At 65.7% G+C, this 26,319-nt stretch carries 21 protein-coding genes; 9 read left to right on the forward strand and 12 right to left on the reverse strand.

Features of this window, described 5'->3' with window-relative positions; genetic code table 11:
* Nucleotides 1-25: 25 nt before the first annotated feature.
* Nucleotides 26-2,362, reverse strand: a complete 2,337-nt coding sequence (locus ACOGXH_RS02265) for a xanthine dehydrogenase family protein molybdopterin-binding subunit (protein ID WP_419927493.1) — start codon at nt 2,360-2,362, stop codon at nt 26-28.
* The gene (locus ACOGXH_RS02270; protein ID WP_419927494.1) at nt 2,359-4,956 is read right to left on the reverse strand and encodes a PPC domain-containing protein; all 2,598 of its coding nucleotides are present in this window, start codon (nt 4,954-4,956) and stop codon (nt 2,359-2,361) included. The genes ACOGXH_RS02265 and ACOGXH_RS02270 overlap by 4 nt, the downstream gene beginning before the upstream one ends.
* A gap of 204 nt (nt 4,957-5,160) precedes the next feature.
* On the opposite strand from ACOGXH_RS02270, the gene msrA reads away from it, so the two are divergent.
* Complete coding sequence (msrA, locus tag ACOGXH_RS02275; RefSeq protein ID WP_419927495.1) at nt 5,161-5,814, forward strand: peptide-methionine (S)-S-oxide reductase MsrA; 654 nt, start codon at nt 5,161-5,163, stop codon at nt 5,812-5,814.
* A gap of 27 nt (nt 5,815-5,841) precedes the next feature.
* Here the strand turns inward: msrA and ACOGXH_RS02280 are convergent, their stop codons facing one another.
* Nucleotides 5,842-7,377: an acetyl-CoA acetyltransferase gene (locus tag ACOGXH_RS02280; protein WP_419927496.1), complete on the reverse strand. Its 1,536-nt coding sequence runs from the start codon at nt 7,375-7,377 to the stop codon at nt 5,842-5,844.
* Nucleotides 7,378-7,444: 67 nt separating this feature from the next.
* Here ACOGXH_RS02280 and ACOGXH_RS02285 point away from each other — a divergent pair, with 67 nt between their 5' ends.
* Nucleotides 7,445-8,635, forward strand: a complete 1,191-nt coding sequence (locus ACOGXH_RS02285; protein WP_419927497.1) for an LLM class flavin-dependent oxidoreductase — start codon at nt 7,445-7,447, stop codon at nt 8,633-8,635.
* Between the two features lie 8 nt (nt 8,636-8,643).
* On the opposite strand, the gene ACOGXH_RS02290 is transcribed toward ACOGXH_RS02285, so the two are convergent.
* From ACOGXH_RS02290 to ACOGXH_RS02305, 4 genes are read right to left on the reverse strand one after another with little or no spacing between them, the layout of a single operon-like run.
* The gene (locus ACOGXH_RS02290; protein WP_419927498.1) at nt 8,644-9,081 is read right to left on the reverse strand and encodes an SH3 domain-containing protein; all 438 of its coding nucleotides are present in this window, start codon (nt 9,079-9,081) and stop codon (nt 8,644-8,646) included.
* Nucleotides 9,082-9,085: 4 nt separating this feature from the next.
* Entirely contained in the window at nt 9,086-9,862 is a 777-nt protein-coding gene (locus tag ACOGXH_RS02295) for an enoyl-CoA hydratase/isomerase family protein (RefSeq protein ID WP_419927499.1), read from the reverse strand.
* A 24-nt stretch (nt 9,863-9,886) separates the two neighbouring features.
* Entirely contained in the window at nt 9,887-10,984 is a 1,098-nt protein-coding gene (locus ACOGXH_RS02300; protein WP_419927500.1) for a zinc-binding dehydrogenase, read from the reverse strand.
* Nucleotides 10,985-11,029: 45 nt separating this feature from the next.
* Entirely contained in the window at nt 11,030-11,917 is an 888-nt protein-coding gene (locus tag ACOGXH_RS02305) for a TauD/TfdA dioxygenase family protein (protein ID WP_419927501.1), read from the reverse strand.
* A gap of 77 nt (nt 11,918-11,994) precedes the next feature.
* Here ACOGXH_RS02305 and ACOGXH_RS02310 point away from each other — a divergent pair, with 77 nt between their 5' ends.
* The 3 genes from ACOGXH_RS02310 (at nt 11,995) to ACOGXH_RS02320 (ending at nt 14,565) form a co-directional block, all read left to right on the forward strand.
* On the forward strand, nt 11,995-12,936 hold the full coding sequence (locus tag ACOGXH_RS02310) for an NAD-dependent epimerase/dehydratase family protein (RefSeq protein WP_419927502.1): 942 nt from the start codon (nt 11,995-11,997) through the stop codon (nt 12,934-12,936).
* Nucleotides 12,937-12,964: 28 nt separating this feature from the next.
* Nucleotides 12,965-14,179 carry a cytochrome P450 gene (locus tag ACOGXH_RS02315; RefSeq protein ID WP_419927503.1) on the forward strand — a complete coding sequence of 405 codons (1,215 nt, stop codon included), beginning with the start codon at nt 12,965-12,967 and terminating at the stop codon, nt 14,177-14,179.
* A 101-nt stretch (nt 14,180-14,280) separates the two neighbouring features.
* Nucleotides 14,281-14,565, forward strand: a complete 285-nt coding sequence (locus tag ACOGXH_RS02320; RefSeq protein WP_419927504.1) for a c-type cytochrome — start codon at nt 14,281-14,283, stop codon at nt 14,563-14,565.
* A 1-nt stretch (nt 14,566) separates the two neighbouring features.
* Here the strand turns inward: ACOGXH_RS02320 and ACOGXH_RS02325 are convergent, their stop codons facing one another.
* Complete coding sequence (locus ACOGXH_RS02325; protein ID WP_419927505.1) at nt 14,567-15,181, reverse strand: cysteine hydrolase; 615 nt, start codon at nt 15,179-15,181, stop codon at nt 14,567-14,569.
* A gap of 57 nt (nt 15,182-15,238) precedes the next feature.
* Here ACOGXH_RS02325 and ACOGXH_RS02330 point away from each other — a divergent pair, with 57 nt between their 5' ends.
* Together ACOGXH_RS02330 and ACOGXH_RS02335 are read left to right on the forward strand one after the other, a co-directional pair.
* Entirely contained in the window at nt 15,239-17,518 is a 2,280-nt protein-coding gene (locus tag ACOGXH_RS02330; RefSeq protein WP_419927506.1) for a xanthine dehydrogenase family protein molybdopterin-binding subunit, read from the forward strand.
* Nucleotides 17,515-18,756, forward strand: coding sequence for a cytochrome P450 (locus ACOGXH_RS02335; RefSeq protein WP_419927507.1), 1,242 nt, complete (start codon nt 17,515-17,517; stop codon nt 18,754-18,756). Before ACOGXH_RS02330 ends, ACOGXH_RS02335 begins: the two co-directional genes overlap by 4 nt.
* A 3-nt stretch (nt 18,757-18,759) precedes the next feature.
* On the opposite strand, the gene ACOGXH_RS02340 is transcribed toward ACOGXH_RS02335, so the two are convergent.
* From ACOGXH_RS02340 to ACOGXH_RS02355, 4 genes are read right to left on the reverse strand one after another with little or no spacing between them, the layout of a single operon-like run.
* Complete coding sequence (locus ACOGXH_RS02340; protein ID WP_419927508.1) at nt 18,760-20,826, reverse strand: hydantoinase/oxoprolinase family protein; 2,067 nt, start codon at nt 20,824-20,826, stop codon at nt 18,760-18,762.
* On the reverse strand, nt 20,823-22,565 hold the full coding sequence (locus tag ACOGXH_RS02345; protein ID WP_419927509.1) for a hydantoinase B/oxoprolinase family protein: 1,743 nt from the start codon (nt 22,563-22,565) through the stop codon (nt 20,823-20,825). Before ACOGXH_RS02345 ends, ACOGXH_RS02340 begins: the two co-directional genes overlap by 4 nt.
* A 37-nt stretch (nt 22,566-22,602) precedes the next feature.
* On the reverse strand, nt 22,603-23,484 hold the full coding sequence (locus ACOGXH_RS02350; protein ID WP_419927510.1) for an SDR family oxidoreductase: 882 nt from the start codon (nt 23,482-23,484) through the stop codon (nt 22,603-22,605).
* A 14-nt stretch (nt 23,485-23,498) separates the two neighbouring features.
* Complete coding sequence (locus ACOGXH_RS02355; protein ID WP_419927511.1) at nt 23,499-24,281, reverse strand: enoyl-CoA hydratase/isomerase family protein; 783 nt, start codon at nt 24,279-24,281, stop codon at nt 23,499-23,501.
* A 66-nt stretch (nt 24,282-24,347) separates the two neighbouring features.
* Here ACOGXH_RS02355 and ACOGXH_RS02360 point away from each other — a divergent pair, with 66 nt between their 5' ends.
* Both ACOGXH_RS02360 and ACOGXH_RS02365 read left to right on the forward strand, forming a co-directional pair.
* Nucleotides 24,348-25,217, forward strand: coding sequence for a MaoC/PaaZ C-terminal domain-containing protein (locus tag ACOGXH_RS02360; protein WP_419927512.1), 870 nt, complete (start codon nt 24,348-24,350; stop codon nt 25,215-25,217).
* Between the two features lie 20 nt (nt 25,218-25,237).
* The gene (locus ACOGXH_RS02365; RefSeq protein ID WP_419927513.1) at nt 25,238-26,302 is read left to right on the forward strand and encodes an amidohydrolase family protein; all 1,065 of its coding nucleotides are present in this window, start codon (nt 25,238-25,240) and stop codon (nt 26,300-26,302) included.
* Nucleotides 26,303-26,319 lie beyond the last annotated feature (17 nt).

The raw sequence follows: 26,319 nt of genomic DNA on the forward strand, positions 1-26,319 counted from the left end.
CATGGAGAGATTCGGTTGTCGTAAGTCAGCCTTCGGCAGCGGCCAGAAGCTGGCGCATCCGCTGGGGTGGGAGGTGTTGCTCGCAGATGTCGATGCCCAGGTGGCGCACTGCGTTGGCCACGGCGTTAGTCACCGCCGCGGGGGCGCCTATGAGGCCGCCCTCGCCCACCCCCCTCCAGTCGGCGTCGTGCAGGGGCTCAACCTCAAGGTGCTCAACCTCGATGACCGGCATCTCGGCAGCCGAGGGAACCAGATAGTCGGCCAGCGAGGCGGTGAGCAGGTTGCCGTCTTGGTCGTAGTGGTGGCGTTCGAACAGCACGGCGGCGATCCCTTGGGCCACCCCGCCCTGGATCTGTCCGTCCACGATGGCGGGGTGGATCATCTCTCCGCAGTCCTCCACCACCACGTAGCGCGGTATGGCGATCTCGCCGGTGTCGGGGTCGATCTCCACCCAGCAGCAGTGGGTGGCCGATGCCCAACCCCCCGGCGGTGTGCGGTATTCAACCGAGGCCTCGATGCCCTGGTCCATGCCCTCGGGCAATGACGAAGGTGCGAACCAAGCCTGCTGGGCGATGCCCGCCAATGGGACCGAATGGCCCGGTGTGCCTTTCACCGAAATGTTCCCGTCGACGATCTCCAGATCGGCCGGGTTGGCCTCCAGCCTTTCGGCTGCGATGGCCAGCACCTTGGCCTTGACCTCGGCGGTGGCTGCTCGGGCCGAGCCGGCGCCCATCATCGAAGACCGGCTGCCACCGGTGCCCAGCACGGAGAACGGGGTGGAGTCGGTGTCACCGAAGACAATCCGCACCCGGTCGAGTCCCACTCCCAGTTCGTCGGCCGCTACTTGGGCGATGGTGGTCTCGTGACCCTGTCCGTGGGGGGATTGACTGGTGGAAATGGTCAAGTCGCCGGACGGCTCCAACCGGGCCCAAGCCTGCTCGCCCCTTAGATCGAAACCAGCCGATTGGGCGAAGTCGGGCGGACCCGGGGCGATTTCTATGAAGGTGGCGAAGCCCAGGCCGAGCAACCGCCCCTCGGAGCGGGCGGCGGTCTGCTGAGCGGCGAAACCGTCCAGGTCCATCATGCCCACGGCCCGGTCCAGGGTTTGACGGGCGGTAATACCCGAAACGGTCGGTCCGGTGATCATGCGGGTGGGCTGGTCCTGGTCGATGAGGTTGCGCCGGCGGATTTCCACGCGGTCGAGGCCGAGTTCAGCGGCGATCTCGTCCAGCATTCGCTCCCGCACCCAGGTCTCTACCGCCCAGGGGCCCCGATAGGCGATGTAACTGCACTTGTTGGTGGCCACCACCCGGCCCCGAAACGCGTACGCCTCCAGCCGGTAGGCGTTGGGAATCAGCATCTTCACCAAATTGCAGAACAGCGACGACGGGTAGGGCGGCATGGGATAGGCCCCCTGGTCCATGGTCATGTCGGCCCGAATACCCAGGAGGGTGCCGTCGTCTTGGACGGCCACCTCCACCACCAAGTCCTCCTCTCGGCCATGTCCGGCCATCTGGAGGTTCTCGGTGCGGTCCTCGGTCCACTGGACGGAGGCGCCTAGCAGCATGGCGGCCGCGGCAGTGCAGATCGTCTCTCGGCCCACCTGCCCCTTAGAGCCGAACGCTCCGCCGATATCGCCGGTGCGCACCCGGACATTGCCGAAGGGCAGCCCCAGCAGATTGGCCAAATTCAGCTTCACGGCGTGGGGGCGCTTGGTGGCGATTTGGATGTCGAGTTGGCCGTCAGAAGGGGTGTACGTCGCCACCAACACCCGGCCTTCGAGGGGCGCGTGCCCGAATCGGTGTTGGGTGAAGGTGCGGGCGATCACATGATCAGCGCGGCCAAACGTCTCATCGATGTCGGCACCCCACGACTGCAGGGTCTCGTAAACGACGTTGGTGCCCAAGTCCTCAAACAGCAGGGGGGCGTCGGGCGAGATGGCGTCGTGCATGTCTACCACCGCAGGCAGAGGGCGGTAGTCCACCGCCACCGCAGCGGCACCGTCGGCCGCGGCCTGGCGTGTGCGACCGACAACGACGGCGAGCGGCTCGCCCACGGTGCGGACCCGGTCGCGGGCCAAGGCGGTGAAAGGTGTGACGGCCAGCTCAGGGGGACCGGCTATAGCGATGGGAGCCACCACTTCGTCTAGATGTTCGGCGGTGAGCACCTCCACCACGCCAGGAGTGTTCTTGGCTGCTTCGGTGTCGACTCCCAGGATGTCGGCATGGCCCAGTTGGCTGCGGACGAAGGCGATGTGCAGCAGGTCGGGATGGCGGATGTTGCCCACGAAGCGGCCCTCGCCCCGCAGCAGGCGAGGACCCTCAACGCGGTCGACGCTTTGGCCGGTCAGGCGGGCGATCACTCGGCTTCTTCTTCGTCCTCTTCGGGTTCTGGGGGCCTTTGGACCTCGATAACGCTGCTGCGGTACCAGACGCCTTCGTCTAGATCGGCGGGCAGGTAGGCGATATCGGGGATCAAGTTGTCGCCCTCGAAATCGCGGAAGCCCAGTTCGATCCGTCCGTCGGCCAAGCGGCGCGCGCGGATTTGTCCGATCGAGCTGCCGCCTAGCTCCACGTCCAGGGTGGAGTACCACATCCCGACCCGCGTCTCAGAGGGCAAGTAGCGCCGCTCGGGCAGAATCTGGAAACCGCTGGACAGCTCGACGCCATGCTCAATGCGTCCGTCCTCGCCCAGTCGGGCCATGACCCGCAGGCCGATTGGCGGATCAGGTTCGGGCTCTTCTTCTGGCTCAGGCTGCGGCTCCGACTCGAACAGCTTGCGAAGCTCTTCGCTGTCGTCGAGCTCTAGCCGTTCCAAGAAGCGGAAGTTGGTTGCGTCGGCTGCGGCAGACGCGCACAATGCGCCGTCGATGAGCAGCCCATACACCGGAGAGGCTGCCCGCATTTCCGTGTCGAGTGCGATCAGCTCGTCGATATTCTCCACGCCGGCAGCTTCATAGGCGTCGCGCAATGCTGTGGGGCTGGCGTTGCAGAGACGCAGCCCAGCCAACATCGCCCGAACCTCGGGGTCGTTCCAGCCCTGCTCGGCAGCGCGGGCCGCGGAGACAATGCTGCTGGGCACCAACGCCGGTGACAGGATGCTCTCGGCATAGGCCAGTTCGGAATGGACGGCAAATGCGTCGGCGAAGGAAAGCGCCCCGCCGCTCTCAATCTGATCCAAAAGCGATTGCCAAGAAGCAGCCAGCGATGCATAGGTTTCTGAAACACGATCGGCCGTGCTGAGAATCAAGTCCTCCACGGCGACTGGGCTGATCGCCTCGCCGTTGGCCAGAACTTCCAGAAGTCCCGACCCATTGACGACCACTGCAAACCGTCCTGCCGCGGTCTTGAGGAGTGCGTCTGACTGGGGGCTTGGCACAGTGACCGGATTCGGCTCCGCGGCTTGGGGGAGAGCGGCAATCTCCGGCCGGTCGAAGATGCCGTCCAACAATTGAGTCCTCACCCCGGCGGCGTATCGGGCCCTTACCTGCGTCTCCGCATCAATTTCGGCTTCGGGGTCGTCGACGGCAACAACTGTGGTGACCACTGTCCCTTCGTCATCCTCATCTTCCACGTCCTCGTCAAGTGCGGCTGACACCGAATAGACCACGCCGTCGACTTCCACCAGCACTGGGTCGTAGGTCGGGCCGCTGAGCACCATGAGGTCGTGCCACAGTCCGTGGAAACTGATCTCATCTTCATTGCCGTCCTCCACGAGGACCGCAGTAAACAGCCACGCGGGTCCAGTTCTGTAAAAGGTCACCGAGAAGGGGGCCACCAGCGGCGTCGTGGTGCTGGTGGTGCTGGCCGTCTCCTCATTGGTGTGATAGGCGACGCCAGCTGGCCAAAGATGAGAGAACAAGGGCCCGGTGCGGTCGAACAACCGGGGACCAACGGCATACAAAACGGCATTGCTTTCCTCGTCGGGGAAAGCGTCGCCGCCCAGATTGCCGACGCGGTAGTTGATCGGGAAGGGGTCACCGGCCACCACCTCGGTGGGGATGTCAATCTCCTCGATCTTCAATGAGGGGTTGTTCTGTTGCACCTCCTCTTCCACGATGGTGAGAGTGAGGGTGAAATCGACCAGAGGTCCTTGGAGGTCTCTGGTCCTGAAGGTGGTGGCCTCGATTCCGTAGACATCGGCCGGGAAGTACTGCTCAATCCGGGAGTTGCGGGTGCCAGCGGCGTCGTCGTTATGGGCGACCTGGCCGGGAACCACCGACCGCAGAGCGACGATCGGCGCGACGATAAGCACGGGATCGCCAATCTCCGAGGTCAGATCGACCCGAACCCGGGCGCCCTCGGGCAGGGTGAACACGAAGTATCGGGAGGGATGGCCGGTCAAGAAGATCGACTGGCAGGATTCGGGGTCCCAAAAGCCCGTCACCTCGATGTCTTGCTCGGGTGTCAGTATGCCGAGAGCTTCCGGTTCGCAGGTGTCGACCAAGGTGACCACGACCTCGAAGTCAGCCGGCCCCCGGACGCGGCCTGCGGTGGTGGTTGCTTCGATCAGGTAAACGCCGGCCTCGAGTTCTCTCTCGACGCGGGCATCGAGCGCTCCGACACCACCATCATCGTTTTCAGAGATTCTGGTGCCTTCCGCGTCGAGAAGATAGAGATAGGAATCGGCATCGGACGAGTTCAAGTCGACCCTGATGCGCCCGGTTGCGTCGATCTCGAACTGATAGGTGTGGGCATCGCTGTTGCTGCGGAAGCGCGAATCGCAGTCCTCGGTGGTCCAACGGCCGTTCGCCGTCAACTGGCTGCCCGGCGTGCTGTCCAGCAAGCCCAGATCGACGGTTTCACAGTTCGACTCCTCTTCGGGGGCCTCTTCTTGGGTGGTCACCTCTTCGCTTATAAGCACAGGCTCTTGGGCTGAAGCCGCTCCAGCCCCGGCAAAGGCCAGCATCCCGGCCAAAAGGGCGGCAACCATTCCCGTCGCTGCTATCACTCGCATTCTCCGCTTTCCTTGCTTCACCGTGGTTCTCCCTGTCGGCCGATCGCCATCGAAGACGCTCTTGGTTTGAAACGCGATGGCAAGACTATGCAGCATCAAGGCAGCCAAACGACCTCAACAGCATGTTGATTCGCTATTGATTTTCGTGCCAACCAATTCGGCGCCCGGAAGGGAATACCCGCAACAGCCTCTACACTTCGAGGCATGGCCTTGTTCGGGATGAAGAAGACGATGATGGTGGATCCGGCCGATGCGCTACCGGGGCGGGATATCGAGATGCCGGTTCCGGAGTTGCACTTCGTGAACGGGAACCCGCTGAAACCGCCGTTCCCCGACCAGATGCAGCAGATCATGGTGGGGATGGGCTGCTTCTGGGGCGCGGAGCGGGTGTTCTGGCAAGCACCCGGCGTGTTCACCACCGCGGTGGGCTACTCCGCCGGGTTTGCCCCCAATCCCTCCTACCAGGAAGTGTGCAGCGGCCTTACCGGCCACAACGAGGTGGTGCTGGCCGTGTTCGACCCCGAGGTCACCGGCTACGAGCAGATGTTGGCCTTGTTCTGGGAGAACCATGATCCCACCCAGGGAATGCGCCAGGGCAACGACGTAGGCACGCAGTATCGATCGGGCATCTACTACTTCGACGACGACCAGAAGGTGGCCGCCGAGGCATCACGAGACATGTTCGGTGCTCGCCTGGCCGATGCGGGCTACGGCGAGATCACCACCGAGATCATCGCCGCCCCGCCCTTCTACTACGCCGAGGACTACCACCAGCAGTATCTGGCCAAGGTCCCCGGCGGCTACTGCGGCCTCGGCGGCACCGGCGTCACCTGCCCCGTCGGCATCACCACCGACTGATATTCGGCTTGATTCGCTCCAGGCCGCCTAGGCCGGGGTGAAGATGCAGCAGCCGGTGTCGTTGTCGTTGCGAACGTGGCCGGTGCGGCCTACCCCTTCGGAGGCAAGAAGGTCGTGAAGCAGATCGGGGTCTTCGGGAGTGTTAGCCAAGAAGCGGCGGCTCTCTGAGCCATTTCCGTCGAGGCGACCGCAGACATAGCCCAAAGACGGCTGGCCGTCGCGGTCGTGCATGACGGTGTAGGCCTCGATGCGGCCCGGCCCGCTGGCCGAATCGTCAGGGTTGGCCGGGGCGGTTTCCATCGACGCGGAGGGTGGCGGCCCGTCGGTCCGTTCCCAACCGCCTTCTTTGGGCCGGGCCGATAGCACCGCGGCGGCGTGCTTGGTCATGAAGAAGCCATTGCCGGTGACCATGCCGATCGAACGATCGTCTTCGCGCAGCTGCTCGACCATGGCCGGTATTGAATTCATGTTGTAGGCCGAGCCCGGTCCTCCGGCGTAGGGCAGTCCGCCGGTGACGGTGAACGGGCGGGGATCCAATTCGTCGATGCTCAGCATGGTGCAGGCCATTCGCACCGCTATGGGAAAGCAGGAGTAGAAGTCGAATAGGGCAATGTCGTCGACGCCCACGCCAGCCTGGTCGAGCGCACCAATCGATGAGTCTTTCATCGACGGGCACTCAGCAAAGTTGGGACGAGTGCTGGCGAACCAGGCCTCTTCAGCGGCGTTGTGGCCGCCCCACCAGTACACCCAGCGATCCTCGGGGATACCCAACTCCTGGGCCTTGGCCACCGAAGTCATCACATACGCCCCGGCTTGATCGGTGTTCAGCACCGCGTTCAAGTACTTGGTGTAGGGAAAGCCGATCATGCGGTTCTGGGGCGTGGGCGTGATCAGCTCCTCGGCGCTGCGCTCGGTGGGGAACCAGGCATAGGGGTTGGCTGCGGCCACCGCGGTGAACTCGGTCATCATCTCGCCCAGTCGCTGGGCGTGTTCCGCCAGGGTCATTCCCTGGGCTGTCCGCAGAGCGTTCTCGAACAGGGGATAGGCCTGGATGGGGCGGGTGAGCTGGTGACGCTCCTCGATCTCCGACACCATGGGCTTGGCGATGGGGGCGAACCGCTCGTCGGCACCAGTGGGATCTCCCCCCGAGGGCCAGTCCAACTCCACCCCAGCAGCTTTGGCCCGCTCATACGTCTTCCAGATCTGCCCGCCGGTCATCAGCGCAGCTTCGGTGCGACCGGCCAAGATCTCGTCGGCCAGGTGGTTGGCGGCCAGTACACCCATCTCCCCGCCGCCTCCCGTGTGCTGCACTCGGGCCCGGCCGTTGATGCCGACTCGTTCGGCGACCAGAGCAGCGCCGTTCACCGGAGTCCAATAGGCCAAAGGGATCTGCAAGTAGGTGTCCACGTGGGCGAACAGGGTTTGGCCGACACCCGAGTCGTAGGCGGCCCGGGTGGCTACATCGGCGAGCATGGTCACCGGGTCGGGTGCGGCCGTCGGATCGATCTCCCGCCCCACGTACTGGGCCACGCCCACCAGCACGGGCGCCCGGTCGCTACTCATCGCGGCGATGCTAAACAGATTCCCTCGCGATCCGCTGATCGGAGCAAAGCTGCGTAGGCTCTGGAGGGTGAAATTCGGCGTCTTCTATGAACATCAGTTGCCGCGGCCGTGGCATGAAGGGGATGAGCAGCGTCTGCTGCACGAGGCCCTTGAGCAAGTGGAGCTGGCCGACCAGTTGGGGTTCGACTACGCCTGGGAGGTGGAGCATCACTTCTTGGAGGAATATTCCCACTCGTCGGCCCCCGAGGTGTTCTTAGCCGCGGCCAGCCAGCGCACCGAGCGGATCAGGCTGGGGCATGGCATCGTGCAGATGCCGCCCAAATACAACCACCCGGCCCGGGTGGCCGAGCGCATCGCCACCCTGGACCTCATCTCCAACGGCCGGGTGGATTTCGGCACCGGCGAGTCGTCGGCCGCAGTTGAGTTGGGCGGATTCAACATTGAGCACGCCGACAAACGCCCAGCGTGGGCCGAGGCCACCGAGCAGTGCTGCAACATGATGGTCATGGAGCCCTACCCAGGGTATGAGGGCGAGTATTTCTCCATGCCGTGTCGCAACGTGGTGCCCAAGCCGGCGCAGAAGCCCCACCCGCCGCTGTGGGTTGCGTGCTCAAATCGGGAAACCATCAAATTGGCCGCCCGACTGGGCATGGGAGCGCTCACCTTCGCCTTCGTGGATCCCGACGAGGCCGCCCACTGGGTGGATGACTACTACCGGATACTTCGCGAGGAGTGCGTGCCCATCGGCCACACCGTGAACGCAAATATCGCCATGGTGGTGGGCTTGTCGATGCACGCCGACCAGGAAGAGGCTGAGCGCCGGGGCCTAGAGGGATTCCAGTTCTTCGGCCACGGCCTCTTGCACTATTACGTGATCGGCCGGCACCAGCCGGGCCGAACCAACGTGTGGGACAACTTTCAAGAATCCCGGGAGTCGTTTGAGGGGCTGGGAGAGACGCTGGGCATCGGAACGCCCGATCAGGTCACCCGCCAGCTGAAGGGCTATGCCGATGTCGGGGTGGACCAGGTGATGTTCATCCAGCAGTCGGGCCGCAACCGCCACGACCACATCTGCCATTCACTGGAGATGTTTGCCAAAGAGGTCATGCCCGCCCTCAAAGAAGGGGAGGACGAGCGGGAGGCGGCCAAAGTCGAACGCCTCGCCCCCCACATCGAGGCCGCCCTCGCTCGCCGCACTCCTATGGCGCCGGTGGCCGACGACGATATCCCCGTGGTGGAGTCACTGGGCACTTCCTGAGCTCGGTCTTAGACCTCAGGTGTCAAATAGGCGGCGAAGACCCAGCCGGTGACGGTGTTGGCTCTGACCTGGACCCAGGTGCCGCTGGTGGGGGACTCCACCACTTGGCCGGTGAGGGTGACGGTGGACCCCAGGTTGGCAGTGCCCAAGACCTGATGGGCGGTGCTGGGGCCGGCTCTCACGTTGAGGGCGGAGGGAACGTCGAACACTGTCCACCGCGTTTCGGGGGGATAGCGGGGGTCGATCTCCAATTCGACCACCACCTCGACGGGCTCGGGCAGTGGCGCTTCGGTGGGGGTGGGCTCGGGGGTGGATTCCGGCTCGGTCTCCTCCGACTCGATGGTCACCCAGTCGAGTCCCCAAGTAGACACGATGCCGGCTAGTGATAGGGCCACGAAGGCCAAACCGGCCACCGCCACACAAAAGACAATTGCCCGTACGCCCATCTGGCTAGCGGGCCTGCCAGTCGGGGGGGCGGCCCTCAGCCCATGCGTTCACTCCCTCGGTGGCGTCCTCGGTCGCTCCGGCCACAATCCGCATGGTCTCGCCGAAGCGCACGGCCTCCACCCACGACATGGTGCGAGTGCGGGCAGCCACCTCCTTGGTGGCCCGGACCGCCAGCGGTGCCGAGGCGACGAGCCGGTCGGCCAAGGTCTGTGCCTCTTCCATCAAGTTGTCGTGGGGCACCACTCGCCAAACCAGTCCCATCTCCCGGGCCCGTTCGGCATCTACTCGCTCGCCGGTCAACAGCAATTCCATGGCGTCGGCCCACTCCACCCGCCGGGGCAACCGGATGGCCCCCACGATGGTGGGCACGCCGAGGCGCACCTCGGGATAGCCGAAGGTGGCCTGGTCGCTGGCAATGAGGAAATCGCAGGCCAGCGCTCCGGTGAGCCCGTAGCCCAGGCAATGGCCGTTTACCGCGGCGATGGTCGGCTTGTACAGCTCCAAGCCCGACTCGAAGGAGTTGATGGTGGGCTTCTCCCAGAACGTGCCCTCAAACACGCCTACCGATCCTTCGCCGGCGCGCATGTCGGCCCCGGCGCAAAATGCCCGCCCCGCTCCGGTGATGATGGCCACCCAGGCCTCGTCGTCTCCCCGAAACCGGTTCCAGGCCGCGTTCAAGTCTTGGCGCAGTTCGCCATTGATGGCGTTGAGGGCGTCAGGGCGGTTGAGGGTAATGGTTGCCACATGGCCGGAAAGGTCATAGAGCACGGTGTCGGGCATGGCTGGCTCCCTTCTTCTCGGCGCTCAATCAAACACCAGGATGGCCCGGCCGCTGATCTGTCCGCTTTGCAGAGCATCAACCGCCTCGTTGATCTCATCGAGGGCGAAGCGCTGGGTGACCATGCTGTCCAGGTCCAGGTCGCCCCTCCGGTACCAGTCCATGAAGATGGGGAAGTCTCGCTCGGGGTGACTGGTTCCGCCGATGCTTCCGGTGAGGTGTTTCTCGTGCATCAGCAGGTCACCCACGTCGATGGCGGGAACAGAGACTGGAATCCCGACGAGCACCGCCACCGCCCGTTCGTCGGACCCCCAGCGCTTTGACCGCAATGACGGCGCCACCTGCCCGATGGTTGCCTCCGCGCCGATGCAATCGAAGGCGAAGTCCACCCCGGCACAGGGCGCTCCCATCAAGTCCAAGCCTTCACGGGGGGTCAGCTCGCGGATCCGGGCCACCGGGTCGCACTCCGAGGCGTTCACTCCAAGGGTGGCCCCGTGGCTGCGGGCAAACTCAAGCTTCTCCTCGGTGAGATCTACCGCGATGATGGGGTCGGCGCCCAGCGCCTTAGCGGCCGAAAGGGCCGAGCAGCCCACGCCGCCCACGCCGAACACTGCCACCGACGACCCCGCGGTGACCCCCGCGGTGTTCATTACCGCACCGGCACCGGTCATTACCGCACAGCCGACGATGGAGGTCACATCGACAGGCACATCGTCGGGCATGGGCACGATGTACATCTCATCGGCGATGGTGTGGTCGGCCCAGGTGAACACCCCCAGGCTGACCGCCGACGATCCGTCGCCCTGGACCACCTGGGCGGGAGCGGGTCGGCGATCAGGGGGCTGGGTGCTACGGGGTAGCCAGGTCACGAACACCCGGTCGCCGGGGTTCACGTGGTTCACCTCGGAGCCCACCGCCACCACCTCGCCGGTGGCCTCATGGCCGAGAACCACATCGCTTGCTCGAGGGGTGTGGATCTCGTGGAGCTGGCTGTGGCACACCCCGCTGGCGAATTGGCGCACCACTACATCGGTGGCCTCGGGGTCGGGCAGTTCTACTTCTTCGATGCGCAGGGGTTGGCCCATTTCCTGGGGGACGACGGCGACACGAGCTGGGGTTGGCATGGCGCCAGACTAGGGGGGCTGCCGCCTACCGGGCATTCAGCAGCGTCAGGGGTACTTGATGGACAGCTGGCGCAGAGAGCGGGGGCCGGGGCTGTGGGGCATTTCCCGGCGGTGGACGGTGCCGACGGTGTCGAAGATCACCACGTCGCCTTGTTGCCAACGGTGGGTGTAGGTGTGCTGGGGGACGATGGCGTGGTCCATGGCCGCCTGGGTAAGGGCGAAGGCGTCGTCGGGGTCGTCGATGTCCACGAAACCGCAGGAGAACGACGAGACGTACAGCGCCACCCTTCCAGTGTCGGGGTGGGGCATTTCCACCGGGTGCTCGACTACTTCGCCCGAGCCGGGGTAGACGATGTCGGGGTTGGCCTTCAGGCGGCGGGCAGCGGCTTCCGACGGGTCCTCGTCGTGGTGGTTCTGGCGGAGGCGGGTGTTGTTCTCCGACGTGATGGTGTAGCGCCCGATTCGCCCGGCCAGCTTCACGGCCAGATCGTTGGGCAAAGTCTCATAGGCGGTGTACATGTCGCAGTACGAGGTATCAGCACCCCCGTCGGCCGGGACGCGCTGGGCGTTGAGCAGCGACTCCCGGGCAATTGTGTCCAAGAAGGCGTAGTCGGTGTGCCACGGCAGGGGTCCGCTGCCCGCGGTACCGATTTCGTGGCCGTTGTCATCCAGCTCATTGGACACGGCCAGCACCTCGGGGACCTCAGTGGGGATGTTGTACAGCTCGTCGGCGGGGAAGGGCTCGCCCAGTTGCCGGGCCAAGGCGGCCAGTTCGTCGGCGTCGCACTCCCGCTGGCCCCGCAGCACCACCACCAGCCGATCGGCCAAGGCCTGGCGCAGCGTCGCCAGGTCGTCGTCGCTCAGCGGCGCGCCCGGGTCCCAGCCTGATGCCAGCGCACCTAGGGGGGCATCGATGGGCTCGGTGCGAATCATGTCTCTATCCCTATCATGTCAACCCTGCGGACTCGCCGTGCTAGTACAAGGTGAGGAACGGTCGAGGAGGAACCACCGTGGAAGGCCAAAAGATTCTGATAACCGGGACTGCCGGGCAGATCGCTCTACCCATGACCCGACACTTCGCCCTGAACAACGAGGTGTGGGGCCTGGCCCGCTTCAGCCAGCCGGGGTCGAAGGAGCAGGTGGAGGAGGCCGGGGCCATTCCCCACAAGGCCGATCTGGCCTCCGGCGAGCTTAACGGTTTGCCCGACGACTTCGACTATGTGATCCACATGGCCGCGTTCATGGCGGCTACTCCTGACTACGATTTCGCCCTTACCCAGAACGCCGAGGCCACCGGATTGCTGATGGCCCACTGCCGCAACGCCAAGGGCTTTCTGCATGCGTCCACCGCCGCCGCCTACAAGAACAACACCGACCACACCTACGTCTACGCCGAGGGCGATCCGCTAGGCGACAGCGAACAGCCCTATTCGGAGACCTACGGGGTGACGAAGATGGCCGCCGAGGCGGTGGCCCGGACCATGTGCCGCCTATATGACCTGCCCACCGTGATCGGGCGCATCAACGTGGCCTACGGCCAAAACGGGGGACTGCCCGCCATCTTGTTGGCCATGATGACCAACGGCATGCCGGTACCCCTAAAGGACTCGGAGCCCAACATGTTCTCCCCGGTTCACGAGATCGACATGTGCGCCCACGCCGAGGCCTTCTTGGAGGGGGCCACAGTGCCGGCCACCATCGTCAACTGGGGCGGCGATGAGAATGTCAGCATCGAGGACATGTGCCGCCGGATGGGAGCTCAGGTCGGAGTGGAGCCCGATTTCCAGTACTTCCCGGTGGGCACCCACAGCCGGGCCTACGACAGCGCAAAGCGCATCGCCATGACCGAGGAGTGCACGATGTCGTGGCAGGACGGGATTGACGACATGGTGGCGGCCTGGGACCCTGAGCAGGGCGCCAGGATGATCGCCCGGCTCATGGGCGAGGGTTAGTCCGCTAGCACGAGCACGAGGGGGAGCAATGCCCAATCACCCCACCCTCGACGGGGTCAACTTCATGGACGGGTTCTGGTTCCAGCACGAGCCCCATGAGGCGTGGACCTGGATGCGGGAGAACGCCCCGGTGTACTACGACGCCAACAGCGACGTGTGGGGCATTTCCCGCTACCACGACATCTTGGCCATCGAGAAGGACCCCAAGACGTTCTCCTCTTACCGCAGCCCCCGTCCCCATGGGAATTCGCTTCCGATGATGATTTCCATGGACGACCCCGAGCACAAGCAGCGCCGTAAGCTGGTGAACCGGGGTTTCACGCCCAAGCGGGTGCGGGATCGCACCCCTGAGGTAATCGCCATCTGCGACGAGATCCTCGACAAGGTGTGCGAGCGGGGCGAGTGCGACTTCATCTGGGATATTGCTGCTCCTTTGCCGTTGCTCCTGATCGGCGACATGCTGGGTTTCCCCCGGGAGAGCTATGACGACTTGCTGGAGTGGTCCGACGACATGATGCGGGCCACCACCGAGACCGACCAGGAGGCGCTGGAGAAAGGGATCATGGCCGGGGTGGCCTTTCGGGAGTTTCTGATGGGAGTGATCGCCGACCGCCGGGCTCGCCCGCCTCAGTCTGACCTGGTCAGCGTGTTGTGCCATGCCGAGGTAGACGGCGACAGCCTCGACGACGAGTCGCTGTATCAGGAGGGGCTGCTGATCCTCATCGGTGGTGACGAAACTTCCCGCCACGTGATCAGCGGGGGGATGTTGGCGCTTATGGAGAATCCCGACCAGAAGGCACTGTTCAACCAGCGAGCAGCCGACAATACCTGGATGGAGCGGGCGGTAGAGGAGCTGCTGCGCTGGGTGACTCCCATCAAGAACATGTCCCGCAGCGCCACCCGGGATGTGGAGATGCACGGCGAGACCATCGGCGAGGGGGACCAGATCATCTTGTTCTATCCGTCGGCCAACCGGGACGACCGGGTGTTCGACGACCCGTTCACATTCGATTTGGAGCGTGAGCCCAATCAACACCTGGCCTTCGGGTGGGGAACGCACTTCTGCCTGGGAGCGTCTTTGGCCCGCTTGGAGCTCAAGATCATGTTCCAGCGGCTGGCCGAGCGGATGCCCGACATCCAGCTGGCCAACGACGAACCGCTGCCGTGGCGTGCGTCCAACTTCATCGTCGGACCCGAGGAAATGCCGGTGACGTTCACCCCTAGTGCCCCGGTGGGAGCTTGAAACTCCCCGGCTCCCGGTGGTGGAGGTGGAGGGAAATCCTGTCGCTAGGCGTCTGCATAGCGCTGGCGGCCGCTGCGGGCTGTAGTGACAAGACAGATTCTGTGGAGCCAACCGCTCCTTTGGCCCCCGAAGAGGTGTCTGAGGAGGAGTTTGTCATGGGCAAGATGGTGTATCTGACGCGCTGTGTCGGGTGCCACGGCGTCGATGGCGTCGGGATCGTCGGGCCTGACATCCGTCCCGGCAAGGTCTTGGAGAAGTATGCGTCGGCCGAGGCGATGGAAGCGCTGGTGCGCGACGGCATCGGTGAGATGCCCGAGTTCGGCTCCAAGCTCCGGGATGAGGAAATAGTCGCCGTGGTCGCCTACGTGAGAGGCGGATTGGGTTGACTTAGACCGCCCAGGCGTCGACAACGTCGTTAGTGGTGGTGACGGTGGCCACGATGCTGAGGGTGTGTTCGAACACGGCGTCGACGTAGTCGGGCGGGGTGCCGGCTACCGCGTCGCGGGGGATCACCACCACGTAGCCGGCGTTGACCGCGTCGAAGGTCAGATTGATGATGGCCACGTTCACTGAGACACCCACGGCCACAATGGTGCGGATGTCCTCGTTGCGCAGCAGCGAGTCGAGCTCGGTGCCCTCGAACGGCGACAGGCCGTGGTGACGGGGCAGCACGATATCGGCGTCGGCCACCCCGATCTCGGGTACCACTTCCACCGCCGGAGTGCCCATGTGCAACTGCACCGGCATCTTGGGCATGGCCCGGAACAGGCGCGCGTTGCGGTTGCCGCCCCAACCGTCGGCGCGATGCTGGGCCGTGCAGTGAATCACCCGCGCGCCTGCCGTGCGGGCCGCGGTCGCCAACGCCGCCACGTTGGGGATTAACCCCTCCTTGGCGGCCTCAGCCAGCGCAGGCAGGGCCGACAGCTCCCCGATCACCCCGTTCTGGCACTCCTGAAGCACCAAAGCAGTGGTGGCCGGATCGATTGCCTCACGCAGCTCCATGCCAATTCACCCTCCCATTCCGGGTTCCGACAAAGCGCCATCCATAATGACCACCCTATGGCTGGTTCGATATTGGGGACCGAAGTTGTGCGGCGGGAGGACGGGACCCTCCTGACCGGGGAGGGTCGGTTCACCGGGGATTTGCGGCCCGAAAGGCTGCTCCAAGCTCACTTCGTGCGCTCGCCGGTGGCTCATGCCCTCATCGAAGGGATCGATTTGGGAGCCGCCACCGAGCACCGTGGTGTCGCCGCGGTATACACCGCCGAGACCATTGGGGTGGAGCAGGTGAAGCCCCGGTTCCCGCTCGATCCCCACTTCGTACGCGGGCCGTTGGCCAGCGATCGGGTCCGCTTTGTGGGCGAGCCGGTGGCCATGGTGGTCGCCGAGAGCCTGGCCGCAGCCCAAGATGCCGCCGACGAGATCATGGTCGACTACGAGCCGCTCCCGGTGTCGATGGACGCCGAGGCCGCGGTGGCCAATGGTGCAGCGGTGCTCTATCCCGAACGGGGTTCGGACGCGATGTTCCGGGCCTTCGATCCGGTGGATGGCCTGCACGAAAGGGCAGACCGGATCATCACTGCCCGCATCGTCCACAACCGGATGGCGGTGGTGCCGATGGAAACCGACGCCGCGCTCGCCGATCCCACCGGCGAGCAGCTCACCTTGTGGGTCTCCACCCAGGGAGCCCATCCCACCCGAGGGGGCATCGCTGACTCCCTGGGTTTGGACCATGACCAGGTGCGGGTGATCGCCCCTTGGGTGGGTGGCGGCTTCGGAGCCAAGGGCGGATGGCGGGTCGAGCACGTGGCGGTGGCCGCCGCCGCCCGGCAGCTGGGCCGCCCCGTGGTGTGGACCGAGACCCGGGCCGAGAACCTCATCTCCATGCAGGCCCGAGATCAGGTGCATTACGTCCGGCAGGGAGTGACCGACGACGGCCGCATGGTGTCGCTGGAGGTGGTGGTGCTAGTGGATGCCGGGGCTTATCCCGCCTTAGGCGGCGTCCTCCCCACCATCACCCGGGTAATGGCCACGGGGGTCTACGCCATCAAGCAGGTGCAGTTCGATTTTGGGTTGGCCGCCACCAACCGGGCCCCGCTGGGGGCGTTCCGGGGGGCGGGCCGGCCCCAGGCCACTCTCACCATCGAGCGCATGGCCGACCTGGCCGCGGCCGAGTTGGGCATCGACCCGGTGGAGTTCCGCCGCCGCAACTTCTTGGCGCCCGAGGATTTCCCGCTGGTGACTCCCACCGGCGGGGCCTACGACACCGGGGAGTACGAGAAGGCGCTGGACCGGGCCTGCGAGTTGGTGGGCTACGACGACCTGCGGGCCGAGCAAGCCGCCCGTCGAGCAGCCGGTGACCCCCGAAGGCTGGGCGTCGGGCTGTCGAGCTATGTGGAGGTGACCGCGCCTACCGGACAGGAGGAACACGCGGTGGTGGAGGTCCACCCGGACGGCTCGGCCACGGTGTCGGTGGGCACCTCCTCCCACGGCCAGGGCCACGAGACGGCGTTCACCATGATCGTGGCCGACCGGCTGGGCATCGACCTGGACCGCATCGCCTTCGTGCAGGCCGACACCGCGTTGGTGGCCCGGGGCAGCGGCACCGGCGGATCGCGAAGCGCCCAGCTCGGAGGCAGCGCCATACATGCTGCTTCCATGGAGGTGCTGGACATTGCCCGGCGGCGGGCCGCGGAGCTGTTGGAGGCCAGCGCCGACGACATCGTGGTCACCGACGAGGGCCGCTTGGGAGTGGCCGGCGTTCCCGGTGCGGCGGTGAGTTGGGAGCAGGTCGTCGCGGCAGCCGACGAGCCGCTGCGAGTCGAACTCGACCACACCACCGATGGCGCCACCTTTCCGTTCGGCACCCACATCTGCGTGGTGGAAGTGGACACAGACACCGGCCTGGTCACCCTGCGGCGCTTTGTGGCGGTGGACGACGCCGGCAACCTGCTGAATCCGCTGATTGTGGCCGGTCAGCAGCACGGCGGAGTGGCCTCGGGCATCGGCCAAGCGCTGTACGAGCACGTGGTGTATGACGACGACGGCAACCCGCTCACCACCGGACTGGCCGACTACGCCATGCCCTCGGCGGCCGAGTTCTGCGACTTCACCGTGGACAGCACCATCACCCCTACCCACCTCAACCCTCTGGGCGTGAAGGGCATCGGCGAGGCGGCCACAATTGGGTCCACCCCCGCGGTGCAGAACGCGGTGATCGACGCCCTGTGCGACCTCGGTATCCGCCACATCGACCTGCCCCTCACCCCCGAGCGGGTATGGCAGGCCATCCAGTCGGCGGGCGAACCCGCTCCGGATATAACTTGGCCTTCACTATGAGCGCTGCCACCTCAAATTCTGACCCTGAGCAGATCATCGCCGACATCATCGATCCAGAAACCCGGGGCAACCTGTACCCGCACTATCACGCCTTGCGAGAGGCTGCCCCCATCCACAAGACGCACAACCCGATCCTGCACGAGGCGTGGGTGTTCACCCGCCACGCCGATGCCGATCAGCTGCTGCGCAACCCCAAGGCCATCAGCGACCGACGCACCACCGAGATGTACAACGTGGGGGCGGGGGGCACCGAGTACTACGACATGATGAAGCGGATGCTGCTGTGGCTGGATCCGCCCGACCATCAGCGCATCCGCTCGATGGTGGCCCGGGTATTCACCCCCCGGGCGGTGGAGAAGATCAAGCCGGCCATCAACGACGTGGTCACCGGCCTTTTGGACGCGGTGGCCGACGACGGCCAGATGGACGTGGTGAGCCAGTTCGCCTACCCGCTGCCGGTGCATGTGATCTGCGAGATGCTGGGCATCCCCCGCAGCGACATTTCCGACATCGAGCAGTGGATGTGGGGCTTCGCCCGCCGGGGCGACATCGCCGCCCTCAGCGACGAGATGATCGTCAACGGGGAGAAGGCGGTGCGGGGCTTCACCGAGTACTTCACCCAGTTGGCCGCCGAGCGCCGGGCCAACCCCGGCGACGACCTGATGACCAAGCTGGTCACGGTGGAGGACGAGCGGGGGCCGCTTACCGACCATGAGATCGTCCCGACCTGCATAATCCTGCTCCAAGCCGGCCATGAAACCACCGCCGACATCATCGGCAACGCCACCAAGGCGCTGTTGGAGAACCCCAGCGAACTGGAGCGGTTGCAGGCTGCCCCAGAGCTGATCGACGACGGCTTCGAGGAACTGCTGCGCTACGACAGCTCAGTGCAGATCAACCACCGGGTGCTGGCCGCCGACGTGGAGGTGGCCGGCCAGACCTTTCCTGAGGGCGACCTGTGCGTGGTGATGCTGGGAGCGTGCAACCGCGACCCCGAGGCGTTCCCCCAGCCCGACCGGCTGGACCTCACCCGCGACGCCAGCCAGCACAACGGCTTTGGTTTGGGGGCCTACTACTGCCTGGGTTCATCGCTGGCCCGAGCCGAGGCCATCGCTGCGCTCGACGCATTGGTCCAGCGATTCCCCACCCTGGAATTGGATGCCGACAAGCCCGCCCCTGTGTATCGCCCCACCCTGGTGCTTCACGGCCACGAGCACCTTCACGTCCGCTGGATTTAGCTCCTAGGCCGGGCGCAGCACCAGGCTGAGCCAGCGGTCGGTTGAGGCGGTCCAGCCGTCGGGGACGACCACGGTGGAGGAGGTCTCTTCGATGATGGCGGGGCCGGCGATGGTGGGGCCGGGCAGGAAAGTGTGGCGGCGGTAGACGGGGGTGTCGGCCATTTCGCCGTTGAACCAGGCAGGGCGGTATGAGAGGGGGACCGGCGGTCGGACGGCTACTTCCTCGGTTGACCAGTCGGGTTTCGGGACTGGGCCAATGACCCTCACTCGGTAGTTGACGAACTCCACCGGGTCGGCTTGGCGAATGCCGTACAGCTCTTCGTAGAGCTGGTTGAACGCGTCAGCCGCTGCGTCGAGGTTGCAACCGTGCAGGGGGACGGTCAGCTCGTGGGCCTGATGGCGGTAGCGGACGTCGATCTCGCGTTCGAGCACGACCTCATCGGCGGTGAACCCCTCCGCCCCGATTTCGGCTACGGCCACCGTCTCCAGCTCGGTGTAGATGGCCTCGACAACGCGGGCATCGGCTCCAATCGAGTCGATTACCTGAGTGCGGACATGATCGGTCACCACGTCGGAGGCCAACAGGCCCACTGCCGAGCCCACGCCGGGGTTGGCCGGGACAACAACCTTGGTAATACCGAATTCCTCGGCCAAGCGGGCCACGTGCACTCCGGCCGCGCCGCCCGAAGCCAGCAGGGTGAAGTCGCGGGGGTCTATGCCCCGCTCCAGGGTCACCACCCGCACCGCGGCGGCCATGGTGGCGTTGACCACCTCATACACCCCAGCGGCGGCCTCCTCCGGGGTCAATCCCATGGGCTCAGCCAACTCCGCTAGGGCGGCGTGGGCCAGATCGGCCCGGATGGTCATGCGGCCCCCGAGGAAGAAGTCCGGGTTCAGGTAGCCCAGCACCAGATCGGCGTCGGTCACCGTGGGCCGGGCGCCGCCCCGGTCGTAGCAGACCGGTCCCGGCTCGGCCCCGGCAGAATCAGGCCCCACTCGCAATGCCCCGCCGCTGTCCAGATAGGCGATCGACCCGCCACCCGCGCCCACCTCGGCCAAATCGATCACCGGGATCTTGATGGGATAGCCGGTGTTGATCTGCTTCACGCCCGAAGAAGCGGTGCCCCCCACGAAGAACTCGTGGGCGATGGCGGCTTGTCCGTCTCGCACCAGCCCCGCTTTGGCGGTGGTGCCGCCCATGTCGAAGGAGATCAGGTTGTCGATGCCGCTGAGCCGGCCGATGTGGGCGGCGGCCATCACCCCAGCGGCCGGCCCCGACTCCACCAGTTGCACCGGCCGTCGGGCCACAGTGGCGGCTGAGATGATGCCGCCCGACGAGCCCATGATCTGCATCCGGGCCCCGATGCCCTGGTGGGCCAGTTCCTCGTCCAGCCGGGCGATGTAGCGGGTGACGGTGGGGCCCACGTAGGCCGACATAACGGTGGTGCAGGCTCGAGGCAGTTCTCGATACTCGGGCCACACCTCGCTGGAAACCGCCACGTAGAGGTCGGGGTTCAGCTCGGCGATGATGTCGGCCACCTGGCGCTCGTGGTCCCCGTTGGCGTAGGAGTGGAGGAAGCAGATCGCGACAGCTTCCACCGGCTCGCGGGCCAATAAGTCGGCCAGCGCCGTGCGGGCCTGCTCGACATCGAGCGGCACCACCACCGAGCCGTCAGCCCCTGTCCGCTCCGCCACGTCAACAGTGCGCCGCCGGGGGACGATGGGCGCCTGTTTGGTGTAGAAGAGGTCGTACTTCTCGGCATCGCCCTTGCGCTCGTTGCCGATGATCAAAATGTCGCCGAAACCTGCGGTGGTGACGTAGGCCACCGGGCCGCCTTTACGCTCCAATATGAGGTTGGTGGCCAGGGTGGTGGCGTGGACCGCTTGGGACACTTCGGGAGGGTCATAGCCAGCCTCGGCTAAGAGTTCGGCAATCCCGTCTAGCACTCCGGCTGCCGGGTCGTCGGGGGTGGTGAGCACCTTTGCGGTGCAGATGCTGCCGTCGGAGCGGTCGATCATCACCACATCGGTGAACGTTCCCCCGATGTCGATGCCCAGGGCGACGGTCATTTGCTTCTCAGCGCCGCGGTGGCCGCCGGGTCCACCTCCCCGGTCTCGATGTCTATGACCACGCCGTAATCACGACGGGCCGCCTCCGGCGACACACGACCGTCTCGCACATCGGCGGCCACCTGCTCGGGGTCGCGTTTATACGGGTCTCCGAAGCCACCGCCGGCCGAGGTGAGCATGGTGATCATGTCCCCGGCTCGCAGAGGGTAGGCAGTGACCTTGGACGGCAGCGCTTCTTCGTCGGGGGTGCCTTGGTTGAGCACCCAGCCCCCGCCCGCGCCGGGCGAGCCGCCAAAGATGCCGGGAGGGGGGCGACGGCAGCGATCGGTGGCCCGGCCGGTGAACTGGCCGTCGGTGAGGATGCGGATGTCGCGGCGCGATCCGGTGCCGCCCCGCCACTGGCCCGGCCCCCCTGAGTCAGTCCACAGCTCGAATCGCTCAAAGCGCACCGGGTGCTCCTGCTCATAGGCCTCCACAGTGTGGAATGCCCCCCCGGCGCCCAACACCAGCGGGCCGGTCACGTCCACTCCGTCACGATCGGAGCGGGCGCCGGAACCGCCGAATTGGGGATCCATGAATGCCCACGGCCGGCCGTCGGCCCCGATGCCGTTCATGATGTAGACGTGAACGTTGCAGGAGGCGGCCACCGCCCGGGCTGGGTCGAGCTGGGAGAACGCCCCGAGCATGGCCTCCACCACCGCCATGACCGTGGCCATGCGGGCGTTGAGCGCGGCGGGCGGATTGGGATTCACCAGCGTGCCCTGGGGCAGACGCAGCTCCAAGGGCCGGAAAGCGCCGTCGTTCACCGGGATGTCGGGGGCCAGCAGGCAGCGGACAGCGAACAGCACTCCAGAGGTGGTCTGCGATACCGCGGCGTTGATCGGGCCCGGCGCTTGGGCTGAGGTCCCCTCGAAATCGGCGGTGATGGTGGAGCCGCTCACGGTGAGGGCCACATGCACCTCGTGGTCGGCGTCGGGGTTGACGCCGTCGTCGTCGATGATGAACGAGCCGGTGTAGGTGCCGTCGGCCAACGCCACGATGCCCGCCCGGGTACGGCGCTCGGTGTAGTCCAACAGCTCGTCGGTGATCTGGTGCAGCCGATCCAGGCCATACCGGTTGGCCAGATCGTCCAGCCGGTCGGCGCCCAGATTGGTGGCCGCCATCATGGCCCGGATGTCGCCCAGCACTTTCTCCGGGGTGCGGCTGTTAGCCGCGATCACATCCAGCATCGGCTGGTTGGCCTCCCCGGCGATCGACAGCGGCACGGGGGGCAGTACCAAGCCCTCCTGGAACATCTCGGTGGCGTTGGCCGGCAGTCCGCCGGCGGCCATGCCCCCCAGGTCGGCCACGTGCAGCAGGGCGCAGGTGAAGAATGCCAGCGTGCCGTCGATGAACACCGGGCGGAACACCATCACATCGTTGGAGTGGATGCCGCCCCGGTAGGGATCGTTAGAGGCGTAAACATCGCCGTCGGCCATTTCCGAGGCCGGAAAGTCGTCCAGCAGCGAGCGCAGCGACGGACGAAGGCTGGAAAGGTGCATCAGCGGGGCGCCCATCGATTGGGCGATGAACTGGCCCTGGTAATCGAAGATGGCGGCGGTGGAGTCACCGCCCTCTTTCACCACTGAGGAGTAGGCCGATCGCACGGTGGTCAGCCCCATCTCCTCGGCGATAGCTCCCAGGGCGTTCTTGACCACCTCCAGCGCAATGGGATCCGAGGGCCGGGCTTCGGTGGTCATCTCTTAGGGCTGGTCCATGGCAATCAGAGCCTTTTGCTCAAAGTTCGAACGGCCCTTTGCCCATTTGGTCGCGGATGGTGGTGACGGCGGGGTTGGTCATGGAACGGCGCTGCCAGTTGGCCCCGTCCACCACCATGGTATGGCCGCTGATGAACCGGGCGAATGGGGAGGCCAAGAAAGTGGCCGCCCAGCCCAGTTCCCGCAGCCGCCCCACCCGCATGGCCGGCTGGCACGGGTCCTTCTCGTGGGTGCGGTCGAGGCTGGAGCGGATGTCGGCGGTCATGTCCTCGTGGGGAAACAGCCCCGGCACTAGGCCATTCACCTGGATGCCGTATGGACCCCATTCCACGGCCAGGCTCTCGGTCATGGACTTGACCCCTGCCTTGGCCGCGGCCGAGTGGGCGAAGCCGGGCCCGCCGGTCCAGGCGTAGGACGCCCCGATGTTGATGATCGAACCCGTGGTGCCGGTCGCTAGATGGCGGCGGGCGAACTCCCGGGCGCAGAAGAAGGTGCCGTTGAGGGTGATGTCCACCACCGTGCGCCAGGCATTGGCCGACATGTCCTCGGCCGGCACCGGGAAGTTGGCGGCCGCGTTGTTAATGAGCACGTCGGGCAGGGCGAACCGCTCGGTGGCGGCGTCGAAGGCCTCGGCGATTTGCTCGGCCTGGCGGATGTCGCAGCCCACCACCAGCACCTCGGCGCCGGTGGCCTCGATGGCGGCCTGGCCCGCCTCCAAGTGCTCAGGCTTGCGGCTGGCGATGACCAGGTTGGCTCCCAGCCGGGCGAACTCAGTGGCGATGGCCTTGCCCAGCCCGGTGCCGCCGCCGGTGACGAACACGGTCTGGCCGCCGTAGGTGCCGGGCACCAGCGCGGTGGCGCCCTCGGGAGCGGGTTCGGGCAATCCGATGATCTCAGCCATTGGTCCAAACCTCCCTAGGACCGCTTGTACTCGGGGTCGCGCTCTTCGGCTCGGGCCGCCCGGAACTCGGCAAAATCGTCCGACCGGTTGATGAGCGTCTGATAGGCGTACTCGTCGTTCATGGAACTGCGCAGCCCTTCGATGGCCAGGTTGCGGATTACCCGGCGGGCAAGCTGAACCGTGTAAGGCGAGGCGGCGGCGATCTGGGTTGCCATCTCCATCACGGTGTCGTCCAGCTCCTCGGGGGGCACGATGCGGGACACGATGCCGTGGGTCAGAGCCTCCTCAGCGCTCAGTATTCGACCGGTGAGCACCATGTCGCTGACCAGGCCCGACCCGCAGATCTCGAACAGCCGTCCCACCCCGCCAGTGTCGGGGATCACCCCGTGGGTCACTTCGGGGAGTCTGAATCGGGCGCCTTCGGCCGCCACCCGGATGTCGCACAACAGGGCTCGCTGGAAGGAGCCGCCCATGGCCCATCCCTGGATGGCCACGAGGATGGGGGCGTCGATGTCCCAAATTTGCTGAATGCCCTTCTGGCCTCGGTCCATTAGGGCGTGGTGGGCCATTTCCACCTGGCCGCCGCCTATTGCCGACACGTCTCGGCCCGACGACCACGACTTGCCCTCGCCCCGCCACACCACGGCTCGGATGGACTTGTCGGCCTTGATCTCGCCCAAGATGTCGAAAAGCGCCAGATCCATGTCGTCGTCGAAAGCGTTGTGCTTGGCGGGATTGTTGTTAGTGATCACGGCGATGTGTCCGTCCACCGTTAGCTGTATTCGATCATCGGCCATGGCCTCACCGTATCTGTCGCTGGGTCGGCGGGAAGAATGGGGCCGATATGGGACACAATGGCCCCTATGGCGATGAATCTAGACATGGTGGGACACCGCGGAGAGCCCCATCAACGGGGATGGCTGCCCCGGGACTGCACCCTGTACGGGCTGAGCGTGGGGGCAGGCTTCGACAACCTGGCCTTCGTGGGGGAGATGGCGTCGGGCCACCCTCAGCAGGTGTACCCCAGCTTTGTGTGCTCGGGGGGCCGGTCGGACAAGCCCAGCAGCGGCGACAATCCCATGTTCCGGTTCGGCGACTACCAAGTGCATCAGCTGGTACACGGCGAGCAGGAGCTCACCGTCCACGGCGAGATTGGGCCGACGGGGTCGGTGATCAGCACGTCGACCGTGGTCGGCATCTACGACAAGGGCTCCGGGGCGGTGGTCCACAGTGAGAGCGAGTCGGTGGACGCCGCCACCGGCGAGCCGATGTTCACCACCGGCTCCAAGCTGTTCGTGATGGGCGAGGGCGGCTTTGGCGGCGACCCCGGGCCAAAGACACCGGCGTGGGATACCGAGGATGCACCACCCGATGCCACCGTGGACTGGCTGACCTTGCCCGTGCAGTCGCTGCTCTACCGGCACGGGGGCAACGACCCCAACCTGATCCACTACGACCCCTCAGTGGCCGCGGCCGCCGGGTTCGACGGTCCCATCCTCATGGGGCTCAACACCTACGGATTTGCCTGCCGAGCGCTGGTGGAGACGGTATGTGGTGGCGATCCTCTGGCCCTGGGATCGATGGCCGGTCGTTTCGCTTCCCCCGGCTACAACGGCGATGTGCTCACCACCCAGATCTGGCACAACCGCCACGAGGAGAACGAAGTGCTGTTCCGGGTGGTCTCCAACCGGGGCACCACGGTCTTCGACAAGGGCCGGGCCACGCTTCGGTAATCAGCAGGAAGGGCAATGCCATGAGCAGGTTGGTGATCGACGCCGACGGCCACATAAGCGAGCCGGCGGAGCTGTGGGAGGAGTTCTGCGATCCAGAATTCCTGGCCTTTGCGCCCCGGCGGGTGCTGGACAGCCAAGGGCGGCCTCGCACCTTCGTGGGGGGCGAGATGGCGCCCTACATCCCGTTCGACTCCGAGGCCTATGACAAAGAGCGCCCAAAAGGCGGGGTCGATCCCCACGCCCGGTTGGCCGATATGGACAGCGAGGGCATGGACATCTCGGTGATCTTCCCCACCACGGGGCTCATGTTCGGAGGCATTGCCGACGCCGCGGTGAACAACGCCTTGTGCCGGGCGTACAACGACTGGCTCCGCACCTACTGCGACACGAATTCATCTCGGCTGCTGGGGGTGGCGGTGGTGCCGCAAGTGGATCCGGCGCTGATGGTGGCCGAAGCTCGCCGGGCCATCGATGATCTGGGATTCGTTGCCGTGATGCTGCGGCCCAACGTGATTGCCGATCGGACCCTGGACCATCCGGCCTATGACGGCTTGTGGACGCTGCTGGCCGACCGGGGGGTCCCCGCCGCTCTGCACGAGGGGACCACCCAGAACGTCCCCCAATCGGGGCTGGATCGCTACGACAACTTCATGTTCCGCCATGTGTGCTCCCATCCCCATGAACAGCAGATGGGCTGTTTGGAGCTGATCGCCGGCGGGGTGCTGGAACGCCACTCTGAGTTGCGGGTGGTGTTCCTCGAGTCAGGCTGCGGATGGGCGCCCCACTGGCTGGAGCGCATCGACGAGCATCTGGACTCCTGGGGCCACGCCTCGGCCCCGCTGGAGCTGAGCGCCACCGAGTACTTCCTACGGCAGTGCTTCATCTCCTGCGACCCCGAGGAGCGGACAGTTCCCGGGGTGTTGGACATTTTGGGCGACGATTGCGTGGTTTTCGCCACCGACTACCCTCACCCCGACGGTGTATTTCCCGGCGTGGTGAAAGCACTGGCCGACCGGGACGACCTGAGCGACTCCCGCAAAGACAAGATCTTGGGGCTGAACGCCAAGCGGTGTTTCGGCCTGTGACCAAGAGGAGGAAGAAG

The sequence above is a fragment of the Candidatus Poriferisocius sp. genome, assembly GCF_965208355.1.
Lineage (GTDB): Bacteria > Actinomycetota > Acidimicrobiia > Acidimicrobiales > Bin134 > Poriferisocius.